The organism is Niabella agricola, assembly GCF_021538615.1.
Classification (GTDB): domain Bacteria; phylum Bacteroidota; class Bacteroidia; order Chitinophagales; family Chitinophagaceae; genus Niabella; species Niabella agricola.
In genome coordinates this window covers 1,756,633-1,775,526 of record NZ_JAJHIZ010000003.1, presented here as the reverse complement: position 1 = coordinate 1,775,526, position 18,894 = coordinate 1,756,633, and the positions used below count along the sequence as shown (strand labels likewise).

Genomic DNA, 18,894 nt, shown 5'->3' with positions numbered 1-18,894 from the left:
ATCAAAATGTTGTTCGAGACTTTAAGTCTATGACAAGGCTCTTACATCCTCCACCCGTAATTGCAGGCTTTTCTTCCCCTGCCATTCATTTTCATCGATTTTAAATACCAGGTCAAACGGTTGACCGCCGGACAGGAGAGGGAGCTTGGAGGCCATATTAAAACCGATCCCCGTAAACTGAATGCCGTTCTGTTGCACCACAAACCGCAGGTGCTGTTCCTTTACAATGCGGCTGAAGCCCGTATCGCGGACTCCTTTTGCCAGGAATACCGGGCTCATGTTCCCCGGGCCAAAGGGCTCCATTTGGCGGAGGATATTAAAAAAAGCAGGGGAGATGTCCGCAAACGAAATCTCCGCATCGATAACGATCGCAGGCGTCAGTAGCTCGTCTGAAATGCTCGCGGCTACCACAGCTTCAAACTTTTCGCGGAAGTGGTCAACGTTTTCTTTGCTAAGGGTAAGGCCTGCAGCCGCAAAATGCCCGCCATACCCGATCAGGTATTCCCTACAGGCGTGAATAGCTTCATACAGGTTAAATCCCGGCACACTCCGGGCACTTCCGGCAACATAATCGCCACTTTCCGTTAATACCACTGTAGGGCGGTAATGATGTTCAATCAACCGGGAGGCTACAATACCGACCACCCCTTTGTGCCAGTGGGGTTGATACACGACTGTTGATTTGCGGGTAACCCAGGTAGTGTTTTGAACGATGATTTCCAGGGCCTCCTCCGTAATACTGGAATCGGCTTCCTTGCGCTCGCTGTTGTCATTGTGCAACAGTTCGGCGTACTCCAGGGCCTCCTCGTAAGACGTTGCCACAAAAAGCTGAACGGCCTTTCGTGCATCGTCCATTCTTCCTGCAGCGTTTACCCGGGGGGCGATCATGAAAACGAGATTATGTATGAAAAGCGGCAGGCTGGTGCCGCTTAAAGTTGCAAGCGCCCGGATGCCGGGATTGGGCTCCTTATTTACCTGCTGCAACCCGTAGTAGGCCAGGATCCTGTTTTCACCGGTAATGGGAACAATATCTGCAGCAATCGCCGTGGCAACTAGGTCAAGGTATTGATAGGGAAAGGTGGCTGGTAATGCCAGTCTTTCACAAAGAGCAGTAATGAGTTTATAGCCTACACCACAACCGCAAAGTTCCTTATATGGGTAGGCGCAGTCCTGTTGTTTGGGGTTTAAAATGGCGACGGCGTCTGGAAGAATGGCGTCCGGTAAATGGTGGTCACAAATCACAAAATCGATTTGCAGCGTACGGGCATATTGCACAAGGTCTACCGACTTGATGCCGCAATCCAGCGCTATGATCAGTGAAAAACCGTTTTCTTTTGCAAAATCGATCCCGGCTTTACTTACGCCATATCCTTCCCGGTACCGGTGCGGAATGTAAAAATCCACCTCCTGGTGTTGGGTCTTTAAAAAGCGGTACATTGCCGCCACCGATGTAGTTCCGTCCACATCATAATCACCAAATACCAGTATTTTTTCATGATTACGGAAGGCGACCAGGACCCGCTCCACAGCTTTGTCCATATCCTTCATCAGCCAGGGACTGTGCAGCTGCTGTATCTGGGGACGAAAAAAAAGCCTTGCCTCTTCAAAGGTCCGGATGCCGCGCTGTACCAGTATCTTACAAAGTACACGGTTGATCTTTAATGTGTTTTGTAAAGCAGTTACGGCATCGGGGTCAGGCTGCAGTATGTTCCATCGTTTCTCCATTTCGGGTGGGTCGGTTCGATCGCGGGCGATCCTTTTTAGTATTTTCTTTCGGTTACATAATGAACAAGATCTTGCAGGCCGCTGCGGTATTCATTGTCTGGGCAGGTTGCCAAAATTCCCAGTGCCTCGTTCTTATACGCATTCATTTTTTCTGCAGCATACCGGATTCCTCCGGTTTCCTTTACCATCTGGAGTACCCATTGTACTTTCTGACGGTCGTTATTATTGTTCTTTACAATATTAATGATTTTTTGTTTTGTAGCCTTATCTGTGTTATTCAGGGTATAGATCAGGGGAAGAGTCATTTTCTTTTCCTTGATATCGTTACCCGTGGGTTTGCCTACATCTTCACTGGCATAGTCAAAGAGATCGTCCTTGATCTGGAAGGCGATTCCGGTTTTTTCGCCAAAAAGACGTGCTTTTTCCGTCGCTTCTTCATTTTCGGTCACCGACCAGGCCCCGGCGCTACAGGCAGAGGCGAGGAGTGAGGCTGTTTTGTTTTTGATAATTTCGTAGTAAATCGCCTCTTTCAGGTTCAGTGATCGTGCTTTTTCTAGTTGTAACAGCTCGCCCTCTGCCATTTTCTGGATGGCATCGGACATGATCCGGAGCATGCGGTGGTCACCGTGTTCCAGCGAGAGCAGGAGCCCGGTGGCAAAAAGATAGTCGCCCACCAAAACAGAGGCTTTGTTTTTCCAGAGCGCATAGGTAGAAAAGAAGCCCCTGCGTTCATAAGAGTCGTCTACCACATCATCATGTACAAGGGAGCCGGTATGCAGGATTTCCACCAGGGACGCTGCACGGTAGGTGGCTTCTGTGGTAGGGCCAAACATTTTGGCGGACAGGAAAACAAACATGGGCCGTAATTGTTTACCCTTTCGTTTAACGATATACCGCATAATCCGGTCTAAAAGGGGGGTATTGCTCTTTACTGCAGCATTAAACCGCTGTTCAAAATTCTCTAGTTCAACTTTTATAAGGGACGTGGGAAGCTTCATTGTCAATGGGTAATATTATGGGCAAAATAAGGCTAAATCCATCAAATTGGGGTGATTTAATCTACTCATTTTTAATTGAAAATAAATAAGAAACGTCGTTTTTTTTATTATTTTTTTTGGTTAAAAATTTGTTTATTTAAGAAATGGCTTTAAATTTGCTATTCATTTTAGGAAATCGTTTTTAAATCTTAATCCTTAGTTATGACAAGCAAAAAGTACACATTATTGGCAGGTCTAGGCTGCCTTATTGCGTCTACAGGGTTTTCTCAGGTAAGCCCTTCGCATCCGTACACTGCGCCTCACCCGTTGTACGGTACTTATTCTGTTACAGATTCTAATTACTATTCTGGTAAAAGACTGCAGCAGCATAATGACTTTATGGTTGGTACAAGCGATTATCCCGCTAAACCTAAAGACATGTGGGAACTCGGTATCAAAGGTGGATCTTTCTTAGTAAACGGTGATGTAGATGCCCGTTTTGGAAATTCTTTTGGATTTGGCGGACACATCCGTAAGTCCTTGGGTCATGTAATGTCGTTAAGACTGGAGTATGTTTACGGTGTAGCCAAAGGGCTGAACTGGAGACCTTCTACAGGGTATTCAAAAGCTCCGGCTGACAATCCCTGGATCGCTGCCGGTTATGGCGGAGACCGTGTTAACTACAACTACAAAACAGTTGCTCAGGATCTGTCCTTGCAGGCACTGTTTAATTTAGGAAACATCCGTTTCTATAAAGCACAGACCGGTGCTACTATCTATGCGCTGGCGGGTGTTGGTGTAAACACCTTCCGTACATCGGTTAACGCCCTGAATGGTTCCAGCAAATATACCTTCCCTGCTCCCGGAACACAGGACAACACAAACCGTAAAGATGCGATGAAAGCAGCGAAAGACATGCTGGATGATTCTTATGAATCTCCTGCTGAAAGAGACCCCAGCGTTAAATGGAGCAAAATGTTTGCTGGTTATATCACGCCTTCTGCTACAGCAGGTGCTGGTATTGCTTTCAGACTGTCTCCCCGTGTAAACCTGGCTGTTGAAGATCGTGTGATCTACAACATGAATGCTTCTGATCTTTTAGACGGTCAGCGTTGGGCAGAGCAACCTTCTCTGAGCCCTGATAAAGACTTCTTTAACTACCTGACTGTAGGTCTGAACTTTAACCTGGGTAACAAATCCAGAAGAGTTGAGCCCCTGTACTGGCTGAACCCGCTGAACTATGCTTACGGAGAACTGCGTCGTGTGCCTGAAATCGTTCTGCCGGATGCTGACGGTGATGGCGTAACTGACCAATTCGACCAGGAGCAAACTCCTGCAGGTTGCCCGGTTGATACACATGGTGTAAGCCGCGATACAGATGGTGACGGTGTTCCTGATTGTAAAGATAAAGAGCTGATCACTCCTACATACTGCCAGCCGGTAGATGCTGATGGAGTTGGTAAATGTCCTTGTCCGGAAGGTTGTGGTGTTAAACCCGCCGATGATTGCGCTACTTTACTGGGTGCTTTACCAAGCGTAACCTTCAAAGCAAACTCTAACACGCTTTCTGCAGATGCTGCTGCTTCTTTAGCTACTGTAGCTTCTAAACTGAGAGCAAACCCCAACTGTAAAGTGGTTGTAGTAGGCTATTGCGCTGCTACTAAGAAACAACAGCAACTGAGCTGGGATCACGTAAACAAAGTGATTACACACTTACAGGAAAAAGAAGGTATCAGCGGAGACAGATTTATCTTCTCTTCTGGTCAGGAAGGTGGTGATTGCAACACCGTAGATATCCGTGCAGCTGCACCGGGTGAAGACGGACCGAATACTGTTGCTCCTCCGCATCCAAATCTTCGCAAAAAATAGTAACTTTTTGCTATAACAAATATAAACCCTTCCCGTTTGGGAAGGGTTTTTTGTGCGATGACACTAAACCGCAGAAACACAGAGCAGAGTTACGTCGTTGGGAAACAAACTATAACTCAATGCCTCTGTGGCTATAAAAGCGGGTATGGAATGTAGGAGGATGCCACTAAAGCACAGAAACACAGAGCGGAGGTATGTGGCTGAAGAATAAACTAACTCAATTCTTCTGTGGCTATAAAAACGGGTATGGAATTCAGGAGGATGCCACTGAAGCACAGAAAGCTAAAGCTGGTATAGGCGGCAGGAGAACCGACTTATAACTCAAGTGCCCCTGTGTTCATAAAAAAGCTGTCTCAATTGAATGAGACAGCTTTATGCGTTTATTGCTTTTCGGGGTATCCCGGCATTATTCGAATGACATTAGCACCGACTGTTCTTTCGATTCCAATATAGAATGCCCCATCAGGAACTCATCTACTTTCCGGGCGCATTCGCGTCCTTCGCTGATCGCCCATACCACCAGGCTCTGGCCCCGGCGCATATCACCGGCAGTGAATACTTTCGGGATATTAGTTTTGTACGCCTGTTCAGAGGCTTTTACATTGCCCCGATTGTCCAGTTCCACATCCAACTCTTCAAGGAGTCCCTGGTATTGAGGATGTACAAACCCCATGGCCAGCAATGCCAGCTCGCAGGGCATTTCTCGCTCGGAACCGGGTACCTCAGTAAACTGGGCCGGTTTTCCCGGTTCAGGGGTCTTCCACTCAAGGTCTACTACCACAAGGGTTTTCAGGTTCCCGTTTTCGTCGCCCCTGAATTCTTTAGTGGCAATGGACCAATGCCTGTTGGCACCTTCTTCGTGGCTGGTAGTCGTTTTCAACAGCATAGGATAAGAAGGCCAGGGCATGGCATCTGTACGTTCTTTTGGGGGCATCGGTAATAACTCAAACTGGGTTACTGAAGCCGCCTTATGCCGGTTGCTGGTGCCTACACAGTCGCTGCCGGTATCCCCGCCTCCAATCACCACCACGTTTTTGCCGGTGGCCAGTACCTCTTCAGGCAGAATATTGCTTTCAATATCCCGGTGCGCCAGGAAATCCTTTCCATCAACGCGTTTATTATTCTGTTTAAGGAAGTCCATGGCGAAATGAACGCCTTTCAATTCCCGACCCGGGATGGGAAGATTCCGGGGAACCGTGCTTCCGCCACACAGGACCACGGCGTCATAGTTTCTGAGCAGGTCATGAATACTGATGTTCTTGCCTACATTCGCGTGGCAACGGAATTCGACCCCCTCTTCCTGCATCACTTCAATACGGCGGTCTACCACCCATTTTTCCAGTTTGAAGTCGGGAATGCCGTAACGCAGCAGGCCGCCTGGTTTTTCGTCCCGCTCAAAAACAGTTACTGTATGACCCGCATAGTTGAGCTGTGCTGCTGCTGCCAAACCGGAAGGTCCGCTGCCTACAACGGCTACCTTCTTGCCAGTGCGGATATTGGGTCCTTTTTTGGAGACAAATCCCCGTTCAAAAGCGATCTCAATGATATGCTTTTCGATCTCTTCGATCGCAATAGGAGGTTGGTTGATGCCCAATACACAGGCGGATTCGCAGGGCGCCGGACAAATCCTTCCTGTAAACTCCGGGAAATTATTGGTGGAGCTCAGGATATCATATGCTTCTTTATATTCCTTCCGGTATACGGCGTCGTTAAACTCGGGGATCACGTTACCCAGCGGACAGCCGCTGTGGCAAAACGGAACGCCACAATCCATACATCGGGCGGCCTGGTTATTCAGTTTATCTTCCGGAAATAATTCAACGAACTCTTTATAGTGCTGGACGCGTTCCGTTACTGCTTTTTTTTGGGGAGTTTCTCTGGAAAACTCTAAAAATCCTGTTGGTTTACCCATTTTTTAATTTCTGATTTCTGATTGCTAATTGCTGATCGCTAATTTCTGATTGCTGATCGCTGATTTATGCTAATTGTTTTTGCTCTTCCTTTGCCAGTAGCACTTTCTTGTATTCGGAAGGGAATACTTTTACAAAGTTCTTCAGCTGGTTCTCAAAATCATCCAGGATGAATTTGGCTACTGGGCTGTTGGTATACCGATAATGTTTAGAGATATACTCATTCAGGAACTGGGCATCGGTATCGCTCACCGGATCCAACTCTACCATTTCCTTATTACAGTTGTCTGCAAATTTCTGACTGGCATCGTATACAAAGGCGATTCCCCCGCTCATACCAGCTGCAAAGTTCCGGCCGGTATTACCCAGGATAATGGCCTTACCCCCGGTCATGTATTCACAACCATGATCGCCAACACCTTCTACCACAACGGTGGCACCGGAGTTGCGCACAGCAAAGCGCTCACCCGCTTTTCCGCGGATAAAACCTTCACCGCTGGTGGCACCGTAAAACGCCACGTTACCAATGATGCTGTTCTCCTCCGCAACAAAACCGGCCTTGGCATCGGGGTAGGTGATCAGCTTGGCGCCGCTCAGCCCTTTACCAAAATAATCGTTGGCATCGCCTTCCAGTTCCAGCGTGATGCCTTTGTTACAGAACGCGCCAAAACTTTGCCCGGCCGTTCCCTTCAACTTCAGGTGTACAGTATCTTCCGGCAAACCTTCTGAACGGTATTTTTTGGTGATCTCGTGTGAAAGAATGGTCCCAGCTGCACGATCGGTATTCACAATATCGAATGCCGCTTTTACAGGAGTTCCGTTCTCAATGGCGGGTTTTGCCGCTTCTACGAATTTCCAGTCGAGTACCGATTTAATGCCATGATCCTGCTCTTCTGAATGGTAAAGACCGATACCCGCTTCTTCCTGCTGGCGGTAAAGGATCGGAGAAAGATCCAGGTTCTTGTATTTCCAGTGGGTAATGCCTTCTCTTACTTTCAGTTCACTCGACTGACCAATCATTTCGTCTACGGTGCGATAGCCTAGCTCCGCCATTACTTCCCGCATGTCTTCTGTCAGGAACTTAAAGAAGTTTACCACGTGATCAGGATTACCCGTAAACCGTTTCCTCAGTTCCGGATCCTGCGTAGCCACACCAACAGGGCAGGTATTCAGGTGGCATTTCCGCATCATGATGCAGCCTTCTACGATCAGCGCGGCCGTAGCTACGCCCCATTCTTCGGCGCCCAGCATAGCGGCAATCACAATATCGCGGCCGGTACGCATCTGACCGTCGGTTTGCAATACCACCCGGCTTCTTAATTTGTTCTTCACCAGCGTTTGTTGCGCTTCAGCTACGCCCAGTTCCCAGGGTAATCCTGCGTGACGGATAGAGCTGATAGGTGACGCGCCGGTACCTCCGTCATGACCGGCAATCAGTACCACATCGGCCTTTGCCTTTGTAACACCAGCGGCAATGGTGCCTACACCGGCCTTGCTTACCAGCTTTACATTGATGCGCGCATGGCGGTTGGCATTCTTCAGATCAAAGATCAGCTGTGCCAGGTCCTCAATCGAATAAATGTCGTGGTGCGGGGGAGGAGAAATCAATCCCACTCCGGGTGTCGCATGCCGGGTCTTTCCGATCCAGTCATCTACTTTGTCACCGGGGAGCTGTCCGCCTTCGCCGGGCTTGGCACCCTGCGCCATTTTGATCTGCAGTTCATCCGCCTCTGTTAAATACAGGCTTGTTACACCAAACCGGGCGCTGGCTACCTGTTTGATGGCACTACGCATACTGTCGCCATTTTCCAATGGTGTGTAACGGGCTTCATCTTCGCCGCCTTCACCGGTATTGCTTTTGCCGCCCAGGCGGTTCATGGCAATGGCCAGTGTGGTATGTGCTTCCCAGCTGATAGAGCCAAAGCTCATTGCGCCGGTAGCAAAACGTTTATATATTTTTTCAGCCGGTTCTACCTCGTCAATGGAGATGGGTTTGCGGCTGCGTTTGAAATCGAGCAACCCTCTTAAGGTGATCGCCTTGGAGGTTTGGTCGTTTACCAGCTTGGTGTATTTTTTAAAGATGTTGTAGTCATTCATCTTCGTTGAATACTGCAACAGGTGAATGGTCTGCGGGTTGAACAGGTGTGCTTCCCCTTTCCGTTTCCACTGGTAGAAGCCTCCTGTAGGAAGCTGATCTACGGGGCTGGGTTTCTGGCTGAATCCAAAATGATGTTTGGTTAATGCTTCGCGTGCAATTTCATCCAGTCCCATCCCTTCAATCCGGGAAGTGGTTCCGGCAAAGTATTTCCGCACCACGGCCTGGTTCAAACCGATGATTTCAAAAATCTGGGCACCCTGGTAAGACTGCAGGGTAGAGATACCCATTTTGGAGAAGACTTTCAGCAGACCATCGCTTACAGCTTTAATATAATTTTTATACAGCTCTTCTGTAGAAAGGGCGGTCTTTATTTTACCGGTTTCTTTCAGGTTGTGAATGGTAGAGAAAGCCAGGTAGGGATTAATGGCCGTAGCGCCAAAGCCCAGCAGGCAGGCGAAGTGGTGCACTTCCCAAACATCACCGGCTTCCACAACGATACCTACTTTACCACGCAACCCTTTCCGGATCAAATGATGGTGCACGGCTGAAACGGCCAGCAGCGAAGGAATGGGCGCATGCTGACTGTCAATCGCCCGATCCTGCAATACCAACACCTCAAAGCCATCATTCACCGCGTCTTCGGCATAAGCACAGATCCGGTCCAGGCCTTTTTCCAGAGAGCCGGGTTTGCCATCAGCCCGGAAATAACACTGCAGGGTTTTCGCCTGGAAGGTGCCGGTATCGATGCTGCGCAGGGTTTCCAGCTCAAAATTGGTAAGCACGGGTTGCTTTAAGGCTACCACATGGCAATCCATTTCATCTTCAATCAACAGGCTGCCGTTATCGCCTACAAAAGTGGCCAGAGACATTACCATCCGTTCCCGGATCGGGTCGATGGGCGGATTGGTTACCTGCGCAAATAATTGTTTAAAGTAAGAACTTAAATGCTGGGGCTGATCGCTCAATACGGCCAGCGGGGTATCTACGCCCATGGCACCAATCGGCTCTTTGCCGGTGATGGCCATCGGCGAGATGATATTTTCAACATCTTCCGAAGTATAACCAAACGATTTCTGATAGCGGAAAATCTGGTCTTCGCTCAGGTTGGTAAACATAACCCTGGGTTCAGGGAGCTCATTCAAGCGGATCTTATGCTTGTTGAGCCAGTCGCCGTATGGTTTTTGTGAACAGATCTCTTTTTTCAGTTCTTCATCACTGATGATGCGGCCCTGCTCCATATCTACCACAAACATTTTCCCTGGCTGCAGACGTCCTTTTTCAATTACAAGGCTCTGATCTACCGGTAATGCGCCGGTTTCAGAAGCCATAATTACACGTCCATCGCTGGTTACGCAATAGCGGGAAGGACGCAGCCCGTTCCGGTCCAGTGTGGCGCCAATGATCTTTCCGTCGGTAAACGAAATAGAGGCCGGTCCGTCCCAGGGTTCCATCAGGCAGGCATGAAATTCGTAAAATGCCTTTTTAACAGGATCCATATCCTCGTTGCCATCCCAGGCTTCGGGGATCAGCATCATCATTACATGCGGCAGTGAACGGCCGGTCAGTGCCAGCAGTTCAATCATATTGTCCAGGCAGGCAGAGTCACTCTGGTCGTTGCTGACAATGGGAACCAGCATATCCATTTCTTCCCGGGTAAACAGCGGTGATTCGAAGCTGTTTTCGCTGGAGCGTAACCAGTTCAGATTGCCCTGCAGCGTATTAATCTCTCCGTTGTGTGCAATAAAGCGGAAGGGCTGCGCCAGTCGCCAGGAAGGAAAGGTATTGGTGGCAAACCGGGAGTGCACCAGTCCGAAAGCGCTTACTGTACGGTTATCGGTAAGATCTTTGTAATATGTGCGTACCTGGAAACTGGTGAACTGTCCTTTATAAATAACGGTTCTGCATGACAGCGAACTGATATAAAAGCCGATCGGATCTTTTTTTACCGCGTTGGTGGTCAGGTGAGTGGCATATTTACGCAGCACAAATAGCTTACGCTCAAACTCTTCGGAGGTCTTGATATTGTCGGGTTTTTGAAGAAACACCTGCTCGATATCCGGTTCAACCGAAAGCGCCGAGGAGCCGATACCATCAGGATTTACCGGCACATTACGCCAGCGGATTACCTTCATATGCATTTTTTCTGCAGCGCGGGTAAAAATATCGCGACACTCTTCCCGGGCCTTTACCTCCTTCGGGAAAAAGATCATACCCACGGCGTACTCTTCAACCGCCGGAAGGGAGATCCCCATCTGTAGACATTCGTCATAAAAAAGCTCATGCGGAATCTGAATCATAATACCGGCGCCGTCGCCCGTATTGGGCTCGTAGCCACAGGCTCCCCTGTGATCCATGTTTTCCAAAACCGTAAGGGCATCTGAAATGGTCTGGTGATTTTTATTGCCCTTTATATTGGCAACAAAACCGATCCCACACGCATCACGTTCAAACGAAGGGTCGTATAATCCTTTTTTTTCTGTCATTTTTTAAATAACGATTTTAAATAAATAAGTTTGGCTTTTCAATACAGAGTGGGCAATCGAGCTGTGTAAATTAATAAAAATTCTGCTTATTTAGACAATAGCCATCTGAATCGATAAAAAAATTGAAAATTTTTAAATGAAAGATCTTTTTTGTTGAATTTTTTCAACAAAAAAACGGGCGGATTAAAACGGATTTATAGCTATTGCTAAAATGCTTCAGAACTTTTTATCGGGCAGTTCCAGACTGCGATTTAATGCCCGGGTTTCTGAAATGAATGGGTTATTTTTATCCCGGCAGATGATTCAACCAGTCTAAACTTCAACCTATGCGTTTTTTCGATTTTTTTAATGGCACAAATAAAAAAAGAGATCTCCAAAAAGGTCCCGGAACACAACCGGCAATACCACTCGATAAGGAACTCGAACTGCTGGCGGCGGGTTTTATCCAGAAATACACAGTCAGGTACCCGGGGCTTGATTTTTCGGTTACCAGTCTTAAAATACTGGATGACCTGCTCCAGGACGCCAGTGGATTTTATGAGGAAATGACTGCCGAACAACAGCAAAAAATTATTAAAGGCGCGGGCGCCTATATTTTTGAGGTTGCCCGTAAACATATTGGTGGCAGTTACTATTGGTATCAAAAGCTCGATCAGCCGATTTTCATCACTGGTCAGCCCTTTTTTGAAACAAGTATCCTGGCTTTCAACCAGGTACGCAACCGGCTGCAAAATGGCTCCGGCGATGATGTTCCGGGGTATTTTGAAGGGTATACCCGGTGCGTGCAGCAACGCCGTTCTGCCATTATCATTTAACGGACGCAGGTAAGTGCATGCCCGCAATGGCGGGGTTGATTGGCTGTCAACAGGAATGGTAAAAATCCTGCAGCGCAGCTCTCACCGGTCGGAGGCCGGGCGATCAATGGTTCAGACGGCGGCTGCACGGGGTGCGTTTATTCGCCGGCCACTCAAAAGATAAATACGCCGATTTCCGGTGAATGCATAATTTTGTTCAATTGTAGTACAAAAATATCCACTCTATGGTTGAAGGCATTAAACCGATTGGCGCCAAATCAATGGCCGAACAGGTAGAATTGAGTCTGCGCGAGTATTTTGCAAAACAGTCCTTTAAGCCCGGAGATGCGCTTCCGACCGAATTGGAACTTGCTGCTGCGCTCGGTGTAAGCCGGAATGTGGTACGGGAAGCATTGAGCCGTTTTAAAATGCTGGGAATCATAGAGTCGAAGAAGAAGGTAGGAATGATCATTTCCAATCCAGACATCGTGGGCACTTTTGAAAAAGTGCTCAACCCTGCCATTATGGATACGGCCACATTGCAGGATCTGTTTGAGCTGCGCCTGGCCCTGGAGGTTGGGATCGCCGATCTGTTGTTTATCCGCAAAACGGCTGCCGATATTGATGAGCTGGAGGTGATCGCGGAGAACGAAACCAAGGGTGATTTTTTCCGGATCAACAATGAGATTGCTTTTCATGGTAAACTGTATGAAATGACCGGAAACGAAACCCTGAAGAACTTTCAAAAATTATTGCTGCCCATTTTCGGTTATGTGGTAAAACTGGAAAAAGAAAAACAGGTATCCGGAAAAGTTTCGCATAAAGACCTGGTAAAACTCCTGCGTAAAGATGATAAAGAGGCATTTAAGAAAGGGATGCTGGCACACCTGCAACCGCATTACGACCGGCTAAAATCCTGCCGGTAATCGTATTGCCGAGCTTTCCGCCGCTGATAAACAATTTTCCGTTTAGCGGATTCCGGGTTGTACATTAATTTTTTTTGATGTAATGATATTATGCTCTATATTTGTTATGTAGAACATAACTACTTAAACGATTTGTCTGTGAAAAAAATAACAATCACGAAAAGGTGGACAGGCCTGATTGCACTACCCTTGCTTTTAGGAGCCTGTATGAAAGTGGTTAAAGAAGTGATGCCGGATTTGGGTAAGTCGGCCCCATCCGCAGTTGCAACGACAACAGCCACCGCATTGGCCGCGCCCTACCGGATGCTGCCGGTGGTACTGTTTGACGGTGGCAATGAAGGCGGTTATCACAGTTTCCGGATACCGTCCATCATCAAAGCAAAGGATGGCGTATTGCTGGCTTTTTGCGAAGGCCGTAAAAACAATCACACCGATTATGGAAATATCGATGTGGTTTGTAAACGTTCAACGGACAACGGTATTACCTGGGGCAGTCTGAAAATTGTGGCGGGACAAAACGCTACGGATACCTGGGGCAATCCTACGACCGTTTACGATCCAACAAAAGGGATCAATGGCCGCATCTGGCTGTTTATGTCCTGGAACCTGGGGTCTTTTACGGATATTAGTCAAATGAATTACTGGGGCTCCCGCCGTGTAAAAATCACCTATAGCGATGATAATGGTCTTACCTGGGCCGCTCCTTCGGATGCAACAGAAACGCTGACGCCTTCCTATATGAAATGGGACTGCGTCGGGCCGGGCATTGGCATCCGCACGCAGTTTGATTATCCCGGGCGCCTGGTGATCCCGGCAAAAGACCGGAATATTTTTAGCGATGATAAAGGCGCTACCTGGCAATATACTTTATTGCCGGCCGGTGGCAGTGAAGGCACGGTTATGGAAAAAATGAACGACCATGAAGGGGGATGGTACACGCGTATCGACCGGCCGGGCAGCAGTCTTCAGGGTAACCGTACGCGCATCCGATCCGTAGGCGATCTGCCGGGAAACTGGTCGCCCTGGGCCTATATCAGCCAGCTTCCCAGTCCCGGAACCGGGGGCTGCGAAGGATCTCTGTTACGGTATAATACAGACAGCCCGCATCGCACCTTATTTATCGGACCCAATTCAACGGATAAACGTTGTGATATGACCATCTGGTTAAGCTATAATGATGGCAGTACCTGGCCGGTGCACCGGTCGCTGATTTTTTATAACACCTGCGACTATGCGAATATTACAGCCGGCAGGGGCGGCTATTCCTCAATGGCAAAAACGGCAGACTATTGCGTGGCGGCGTTAACAGAGCTCAATGAAAATTTACACGTAAGCACCAGCAATAAATCAATTGAACTGCACAAGTTCAATCTTCCCTGGATTTTGGAAAACAATCCCGAGTAATAAAAAAATGTTTAAGGTCATACAAACTATTACTATGAAGTCGATCGTATTCTTCTGTTTTTTCAATTTTTGCTTTTGGGGAGTGGCAGTCCTGCATGCACAAAAAACGCAGGTAATCACAGGCACCGTGGTGAGCGAGGATTTGCAGCCTGTAGCGGGCGCCAGTGTTTTGGTGAAAGGAACCGCATCCGGCACTACAGCAGACACCAGCGGTATATTTAGTATACCCATACCGCAGCAGGGCGCTGTGCTCGTCGTAAGTGCCATTGGATATAAAGAACGGGAAATAACACCCGGCAGGGAATTGCATATTACGGTAACGCTGGAGTCCCGGTCAGATCCCTTAAATGAAGTTGTTGTAATTGCTTACGGCAAACAATCCCGTACAACCTTAACCACGTCGATATCGAAAGTTGGCAGCCAGGAGTTTAAAAATGCGCCGGGAGTGAATCCATTGGTACAGTTACAGGGAAAGGTGGCCGGTGTATCGATCCAGTTATCAGATGGACAGCCGGGTGCCAATCCCCAGATCTTTATACGGGGGGGAAGCTCTACATCGCCAGAAAGCGATGCGCCGCTGTTGATTGTGGATGGAATTGTCGGCCAGATGCGGAACATTAGTGACCTGAACCCGGATGATATCGAATCAATGGAGATCCTGAAAGATGCAGCTTCCACGGCACTGTACGGTGCCCGGGCAGCAAATGGAGTTATTATTGTTACTACAAAAAAGGGTGCTGCAGGCAAACCCAAGGTGAATATCAAGTTTTCAACCGGACAAGATCAGCAGGCAAAAAAATATAAATTTTTAAACGCCCGCGATTATATCTATGTAACCCGTAAAAATATTGCAGCATATAATACCACCAATCCGCAATTATATTTAAGCGGTGGCACTTATGGCATGTCTACCGGTAACCCGCGCAATTCAAAGAATACGCTTGAATTCCTGGACGTGTACATAAAAGATTACGGAGCAGCATATGTGGCGGATCTCATTAATAACCAGGGTTGGGAAACGATGGAAGATCCGGCCACCGGCAAAAAGCTGATATTTAAGAATACCAATTTTGAGGACGTGACCTATCAAACTGCGAACCGGTTTGATGTGGATGCCAGTATTAGCGGCGGGTCTGATAAGTATACCTATTACCTGGGATTGGGGCATAATAACCAGGAAGGGATTGTGTATGGTACCTATTACAAGGGCTATAACGGGTTATTTAACGGTACCATGAAGCTGAGCAATAAATGGAGTATGAACACCAGCTTCAGCTTCCAGCTGCGGAATGCCAATGCGCCGAATAATTATACCAATGTGGTAAACCGTTCGCTGAAAACACCACCAACTTACCGCCTTCTTTTTGAAGATGGTACCCCTGCCCCGGGAGAGGGCATCTCCTCCTTCGTGCCACGGCTTTACGAAGTATACTATAAGGAAAAATATACGGACGTAAAAGTATACCGTTATACCTCCAAGATCGGCGCGAACTGGGACATTTTTCCGGGATTGAGTTTTACACCGACCTTCTATTATTTTACAACGGAAGGCATCGAAAACCGGTATGAAGCATTCAGCACGGTATATAAAAACCGGAATGCATCGGCCAACCATAATTTCGACCGGCAGACGCAGCTGGATGGCATATTGTCTTATAACAAAAAACTGGGGCAGGGGCATCGGCTGAATGCGGTAGTGGGAACCAGTTATATCAATAATTACGCGTATCGGTTAAATGGCAGTGGACGCGGAGCTCCTACCGATTATATTACAACCCTGAATGCCACAGTGGCTGAAACGCAGCGAACATCCTCTACCAAATCCTCGGAAGCGATGATGAGTTATTTCGGCCGGGCAGATTATGATTATAAGTCCCGCTATATACTATCCGCCAGTTTAAGGATGGACGGCTCTTCCCGGTTTTCTGAAAAAAGGCGGCAGGCTTTTTTCCCGGGCTTATCGGCCGGATGGAATGTGCATAAGGAAGCTTTCTGGGAGCCCTTGTTAAAAACAGTCAGTTCGCTGAAACTGCGCTCCAGCTTTGGTATGGTAGGCAACAATAATATCGGCGCCTACGATGCATATGGCCAGTATGCAACAGGCTATAATTATGCAGGTCAGGTGGGGATTTTGAACACCACACTTAAAAACGACATTCTGGTTTGGGAAAAAACCGCTTCATTTGACGCGGGGGCCGATATCGGTTTCCTTAACAACCGTGTAACGCTGATCCTGGATTACTATAATAAATTAACCTCCAACCGGCTCTTTGATAAACCGCTGGATGCCACCACCGGCTTTGCTTCTATCAAGAGCAATTACGGCTCTATCCGAAACAGTGGTTTTGAAATTGAGCTGGAGGCATTGCCGGTACAAACCCGGGATTTTTCCTGGAAAGTCAATGCGACGTTCTCTTACAACAAAGGCGTGGTAGTCAAACTGCCCGCTAACCAGGAAGATAAAAACCGGGTTGGTGGTAATTACGTTTATGACCCTGCTTCGGGTACTTACAGGAAAGTGGGTGGGCTTGCGGAAGGAGAACGTTTTGGACAGCGTTGGGCGTATCACTTGTTAGGAGCATATGCAACGGATGAAGATGCGGCAAATGCGCCAAGAGATCTCAATGCCAGCGGCCGCGTAAAACTGGGCGGGGATGCGATTTGGGACGATCTGGACGGGAATGGTATTATTGATAACAACGATATGATCTTCATGGGATATATACGTCCAAACAAAACGGGCGGCTTCGTAAATACGGTCACCTATAAAAATCTTTCATTGCGCTTTGTGGGCGATTGGGCCACCGGTCATGTTATTGATAATAAGTTCAGGGCAGATGTTATGGGAAGCGCCCGGAATAATAATTCGGCCCTGCCGGATGTAATGGGGCCGGATGTATGGAAACAGCCGGGTGACCGGGCAACGGTTCCGAAATATACGGTGCAAAGCGATTACGATTATAATTTCAGGAATCATCTTCGCTGGGATAATGGCATCGGCAACTCGGATGGATCGAATAATTCATTGTATTACTCAAAAGGAGATTTCCTGGCGTTCCGCGAAATAACATTGAGCTATCGTTTTCCGCAGAAAATGATCGGCCGGATCTTTTTACAAAACCTGGAAGTATTTGGTGCTGTATATAACCTGGGGTACCTCACCCATTACAGCGGACTGATGCCTGAAGTATATACGGGGTCAGACCCGGGGTTATACCCCCGTCCAAGGCAGGTGATCTTTGGTATTAACGCAACCTTTTAAATTCTATGGAAATGAAAAATTATTGCTTACTTATTTTTTTAGGGCTGCTCTTTTTGTCCGCCTGTGAAAAACTAATCGATATAAAGCCCGACTCTGCCATCACGGCTGAAAATTATTGGAACGCGGAGGGGGATGTAACGGGCTACCTTACCGGCATCTATACAAAGTACCGGGATGTAATGAATAATACTTACTACCTGGAAGACCGGGGCGATGCATTTGGCCCGGGCCTCGAATCCGGGATGTCTTCTGCCTGGCAACAGAATTTAACGCCACAAAATGCACCCAACTGGCTTGATTTTTATAACGTGGTGCATCATTGTAACCTGGTTCTAAAATATGCGCCTGGCATCTCTTTTTCACGGGAGGACGATAAAAACAGGGTATTGGCCCAGGTGAAATTTATCCGGGCGCATATTTACTTTACACTGCTGCGTTGCTGGGGCGATGTGCCGGTTGTTACGGAGCCTACGGAAAGCGCAACCACGCCGCTACCCGCAAGAGCAAAAGCTGCAGAAGTGGTTTCCTTTATTTTGAAGAATATTGATGAGGCTATCGGCGCCTTCCCGGAAGACAATATTAAAGACAAGGACCTGGCTTCAAAACAGGCGGCCTATGCATTGAAGGCAGATGTTTTGTTGTGGAAGGCAAAAGTGCTGGGCGGGGGATCAACAGATCTTGCCGAAGCCATTGTTGCTGTGGATAAAGCCGCGGTGGGCTTAAGCCTGGAGGATGACTTTTCAAAAATATTCAGCACCGATAACCGCAAGGGCCGGGAAGTATTGTTCGCGCTGCATTTCGCAAAAGATGAAAAGTCGGATCAGTACAGCAAGCAACTGAAGCCGCGTGATATTTTTGTGCAGGCGGCACTTAACAAAAATGATATCCCCTATGCCGTAAGCGGCGCCCGGAGCCAGTATGCACCTTCTGATAAATTACAACAGGCGTTTAAGATGAATGCGAATGATAAACGAACAAATGCCTCGTTTATCATTGCCACGGGTGCTAACAATGCAGTGATCGGCGTATTTGACAATAAGATGCGCGGTACCGTTTATCCGGATAACCGATATTACGACAATGATATTATCGTATACCGCCTGGGTGAGCTGATCCTTTTTAAAGCGGAGGCACTGGCTGCGTTGGGTCGTACTACAGAAGCAATTACGGAGCTGGATAAAATACGGACACGAGCCGGTATTGGTAATTATAAAGGAGCAGCAGATCAGGGGTCCGTAGAACGGGAAATACTAAATGAACGCTTCAGAGAACTGTACCTGGAGCTCAAACGCTGGCCGGATCTGCTGCGCTTTCATTTTGAAGGCGTGATTGATGTTCGCGCGGAAGTAGCCAATATGAATGGCTCGGTACCGTTGTTCTTTCCCATTCCAAAAGCGCAAATAGATATAAACCCCAATTTGACTCAAACGGAAGGATATTAAAATA

General features: G+C 47.8%; 10 protein-coding genes. 6 read left to right on the top strand and 4 right to left on the bottom strand.

Going from position 1 to position 18,894, the window contains the following annotated elements; all coding sequences use genetic code 11:
* Nucleotides 1–27: 27 nt before the first annotated feature.
* Nucleotides 28–1,725, bottom strand: coding sequence for a single-stranded-DNA-specific exonuclease RecJ (gene recJ, locus LL912_RS12820; RefSeq protein ID WP_235553970.1), 1,698 nt, complete (start codon nt 1,723–1,725; stop codon nt 28–30).
* A 35-nt stretch (nt 1,726–1,760) separates the two neighbouring features.
* Entirely contained in the window at nt 1,761–2,723 is a 963-nt protein-coding gene (locus LL912_RS12815; protein WP_235553969.1) for a polyprenyl synthetase family protein, read from the bottom strand.
* A gap of 201 nt (nt 2,724–2,924) precedes the next feature.
* Here LL912_RS12815 and LL912_RS12810 point away from each other — a divergent pair, with 201 nt between their 5' ends.
* Entirely contained in the window at nt 2,925–4,571 is a 1,647-nt protein-coding gene (locus LL912_RS12810) for an OmpA family protein (protein ID WP_235553968.1), read from the top strand.
* A gap of 406 nt (nt 4,572–4,977) precedes the next feature.
* On the opposite strand, the gene LL912_RS12805 is transcribed toward LL912_RS12810, so the two are convergent.
* Nucleotides 4,978–6,483 (bottom strand): glutamate synthase subunit beta, encoded by a 1,506-nt coding sequence (locus LL912_RS12805; protein ID WP_235553967.1) that lies wholly within the window; start codon nt 6,481–6,483, stop codon nt 4,978–4,980.
* Between the two features lie 64 nt (nt 6,484–6,547).
* The gene (gene gltB / locus LL912_RS12800; protein ID WP_235553966.1) at nt 6,548–11,062 is read right to left on the bottom strand and encodes a glutamate synthase large subunit; all 4,515 of its coding nucleotides are present in this window, start codon (nt 11,060–11,062) and stop codon (nt 6,548–6,550) included.
* A gap of 326 nt (nt 11,063–11,388) precedes the next feature.
* Here gltB and LL912_RS12795 point away from each other — a divergent pair, with 326 nt between their 5' ends.
* The 5 genes from LL912_RS12795 to LL912_RS12775 all read left to right on the top strand — a co-directional run bounded on the left by LL912_RS12795 (nt 11,389) and on the right by LL912_RS12775 (nt 18,890).
* Nucleotides 11,389–11,877 (top strand): hypothetical protein, encoded by a 489-nt coding sequence (locus LL912_RS12795; protein WP_235553965.1) that lies wholly within the window; start codon nt 11,389–11,391, stop codon nt 11,875–11,877.
* A 224-nt stretch (nt 11,878–12,101) separates the two neighbouring features.
* Nucleotides 12,102–12,782: a FadR/GntR family transcriptional regulator gene (locus tag LL912_RS12790; RefSeq protein ID WP_235553964.1), complete on the top strand. Its 681-nt coding sequence runs from the start codon at nt 12,102–12,104 to the stop codon at nt 12,780–12,782.
* A 138-nt stretch (nt 12,783–12,920) separates the two neighbouring features.
* Complete coding sequence (locus LL912_RS12785) at nt 12,921–14,186, top strand: sialidase family protein (protein WP_235553963.1); 1,266 nt, start codon at nt 12,921–12,923, stop codon at nt 14,184–14,186.
* Nucleotides 14,187–14,220: 34 nt separating this feature from the next.
* Nucleotides 14,221–17,448 (top strand): SusC/RagA family TonB-linked outer membrane protein, encoded by a 3,228-nt coding sequence (locus LL912_RS12780; RefSeq protein ID WP_235553962.1) that lies wholly within the window; start codon nt 14,221–14,223, stop codon nt 17,446–17,448.
* Between the two features lie 11 nt (nt 17,449–17,459).
* Complete coding sequence (locus tag LL912_RS12775) at nt 17,460–18,890, top strand: RagB/SusD family nutrient uptake outer membrane protein (protein WP_235553961.1); 1,431 nt, start codon at nt 17,460–17,462, stop codon at nt 18,888–18,890.
* Nucleotides 18,891–18,894: the final 4 nt, after the last annotated feature.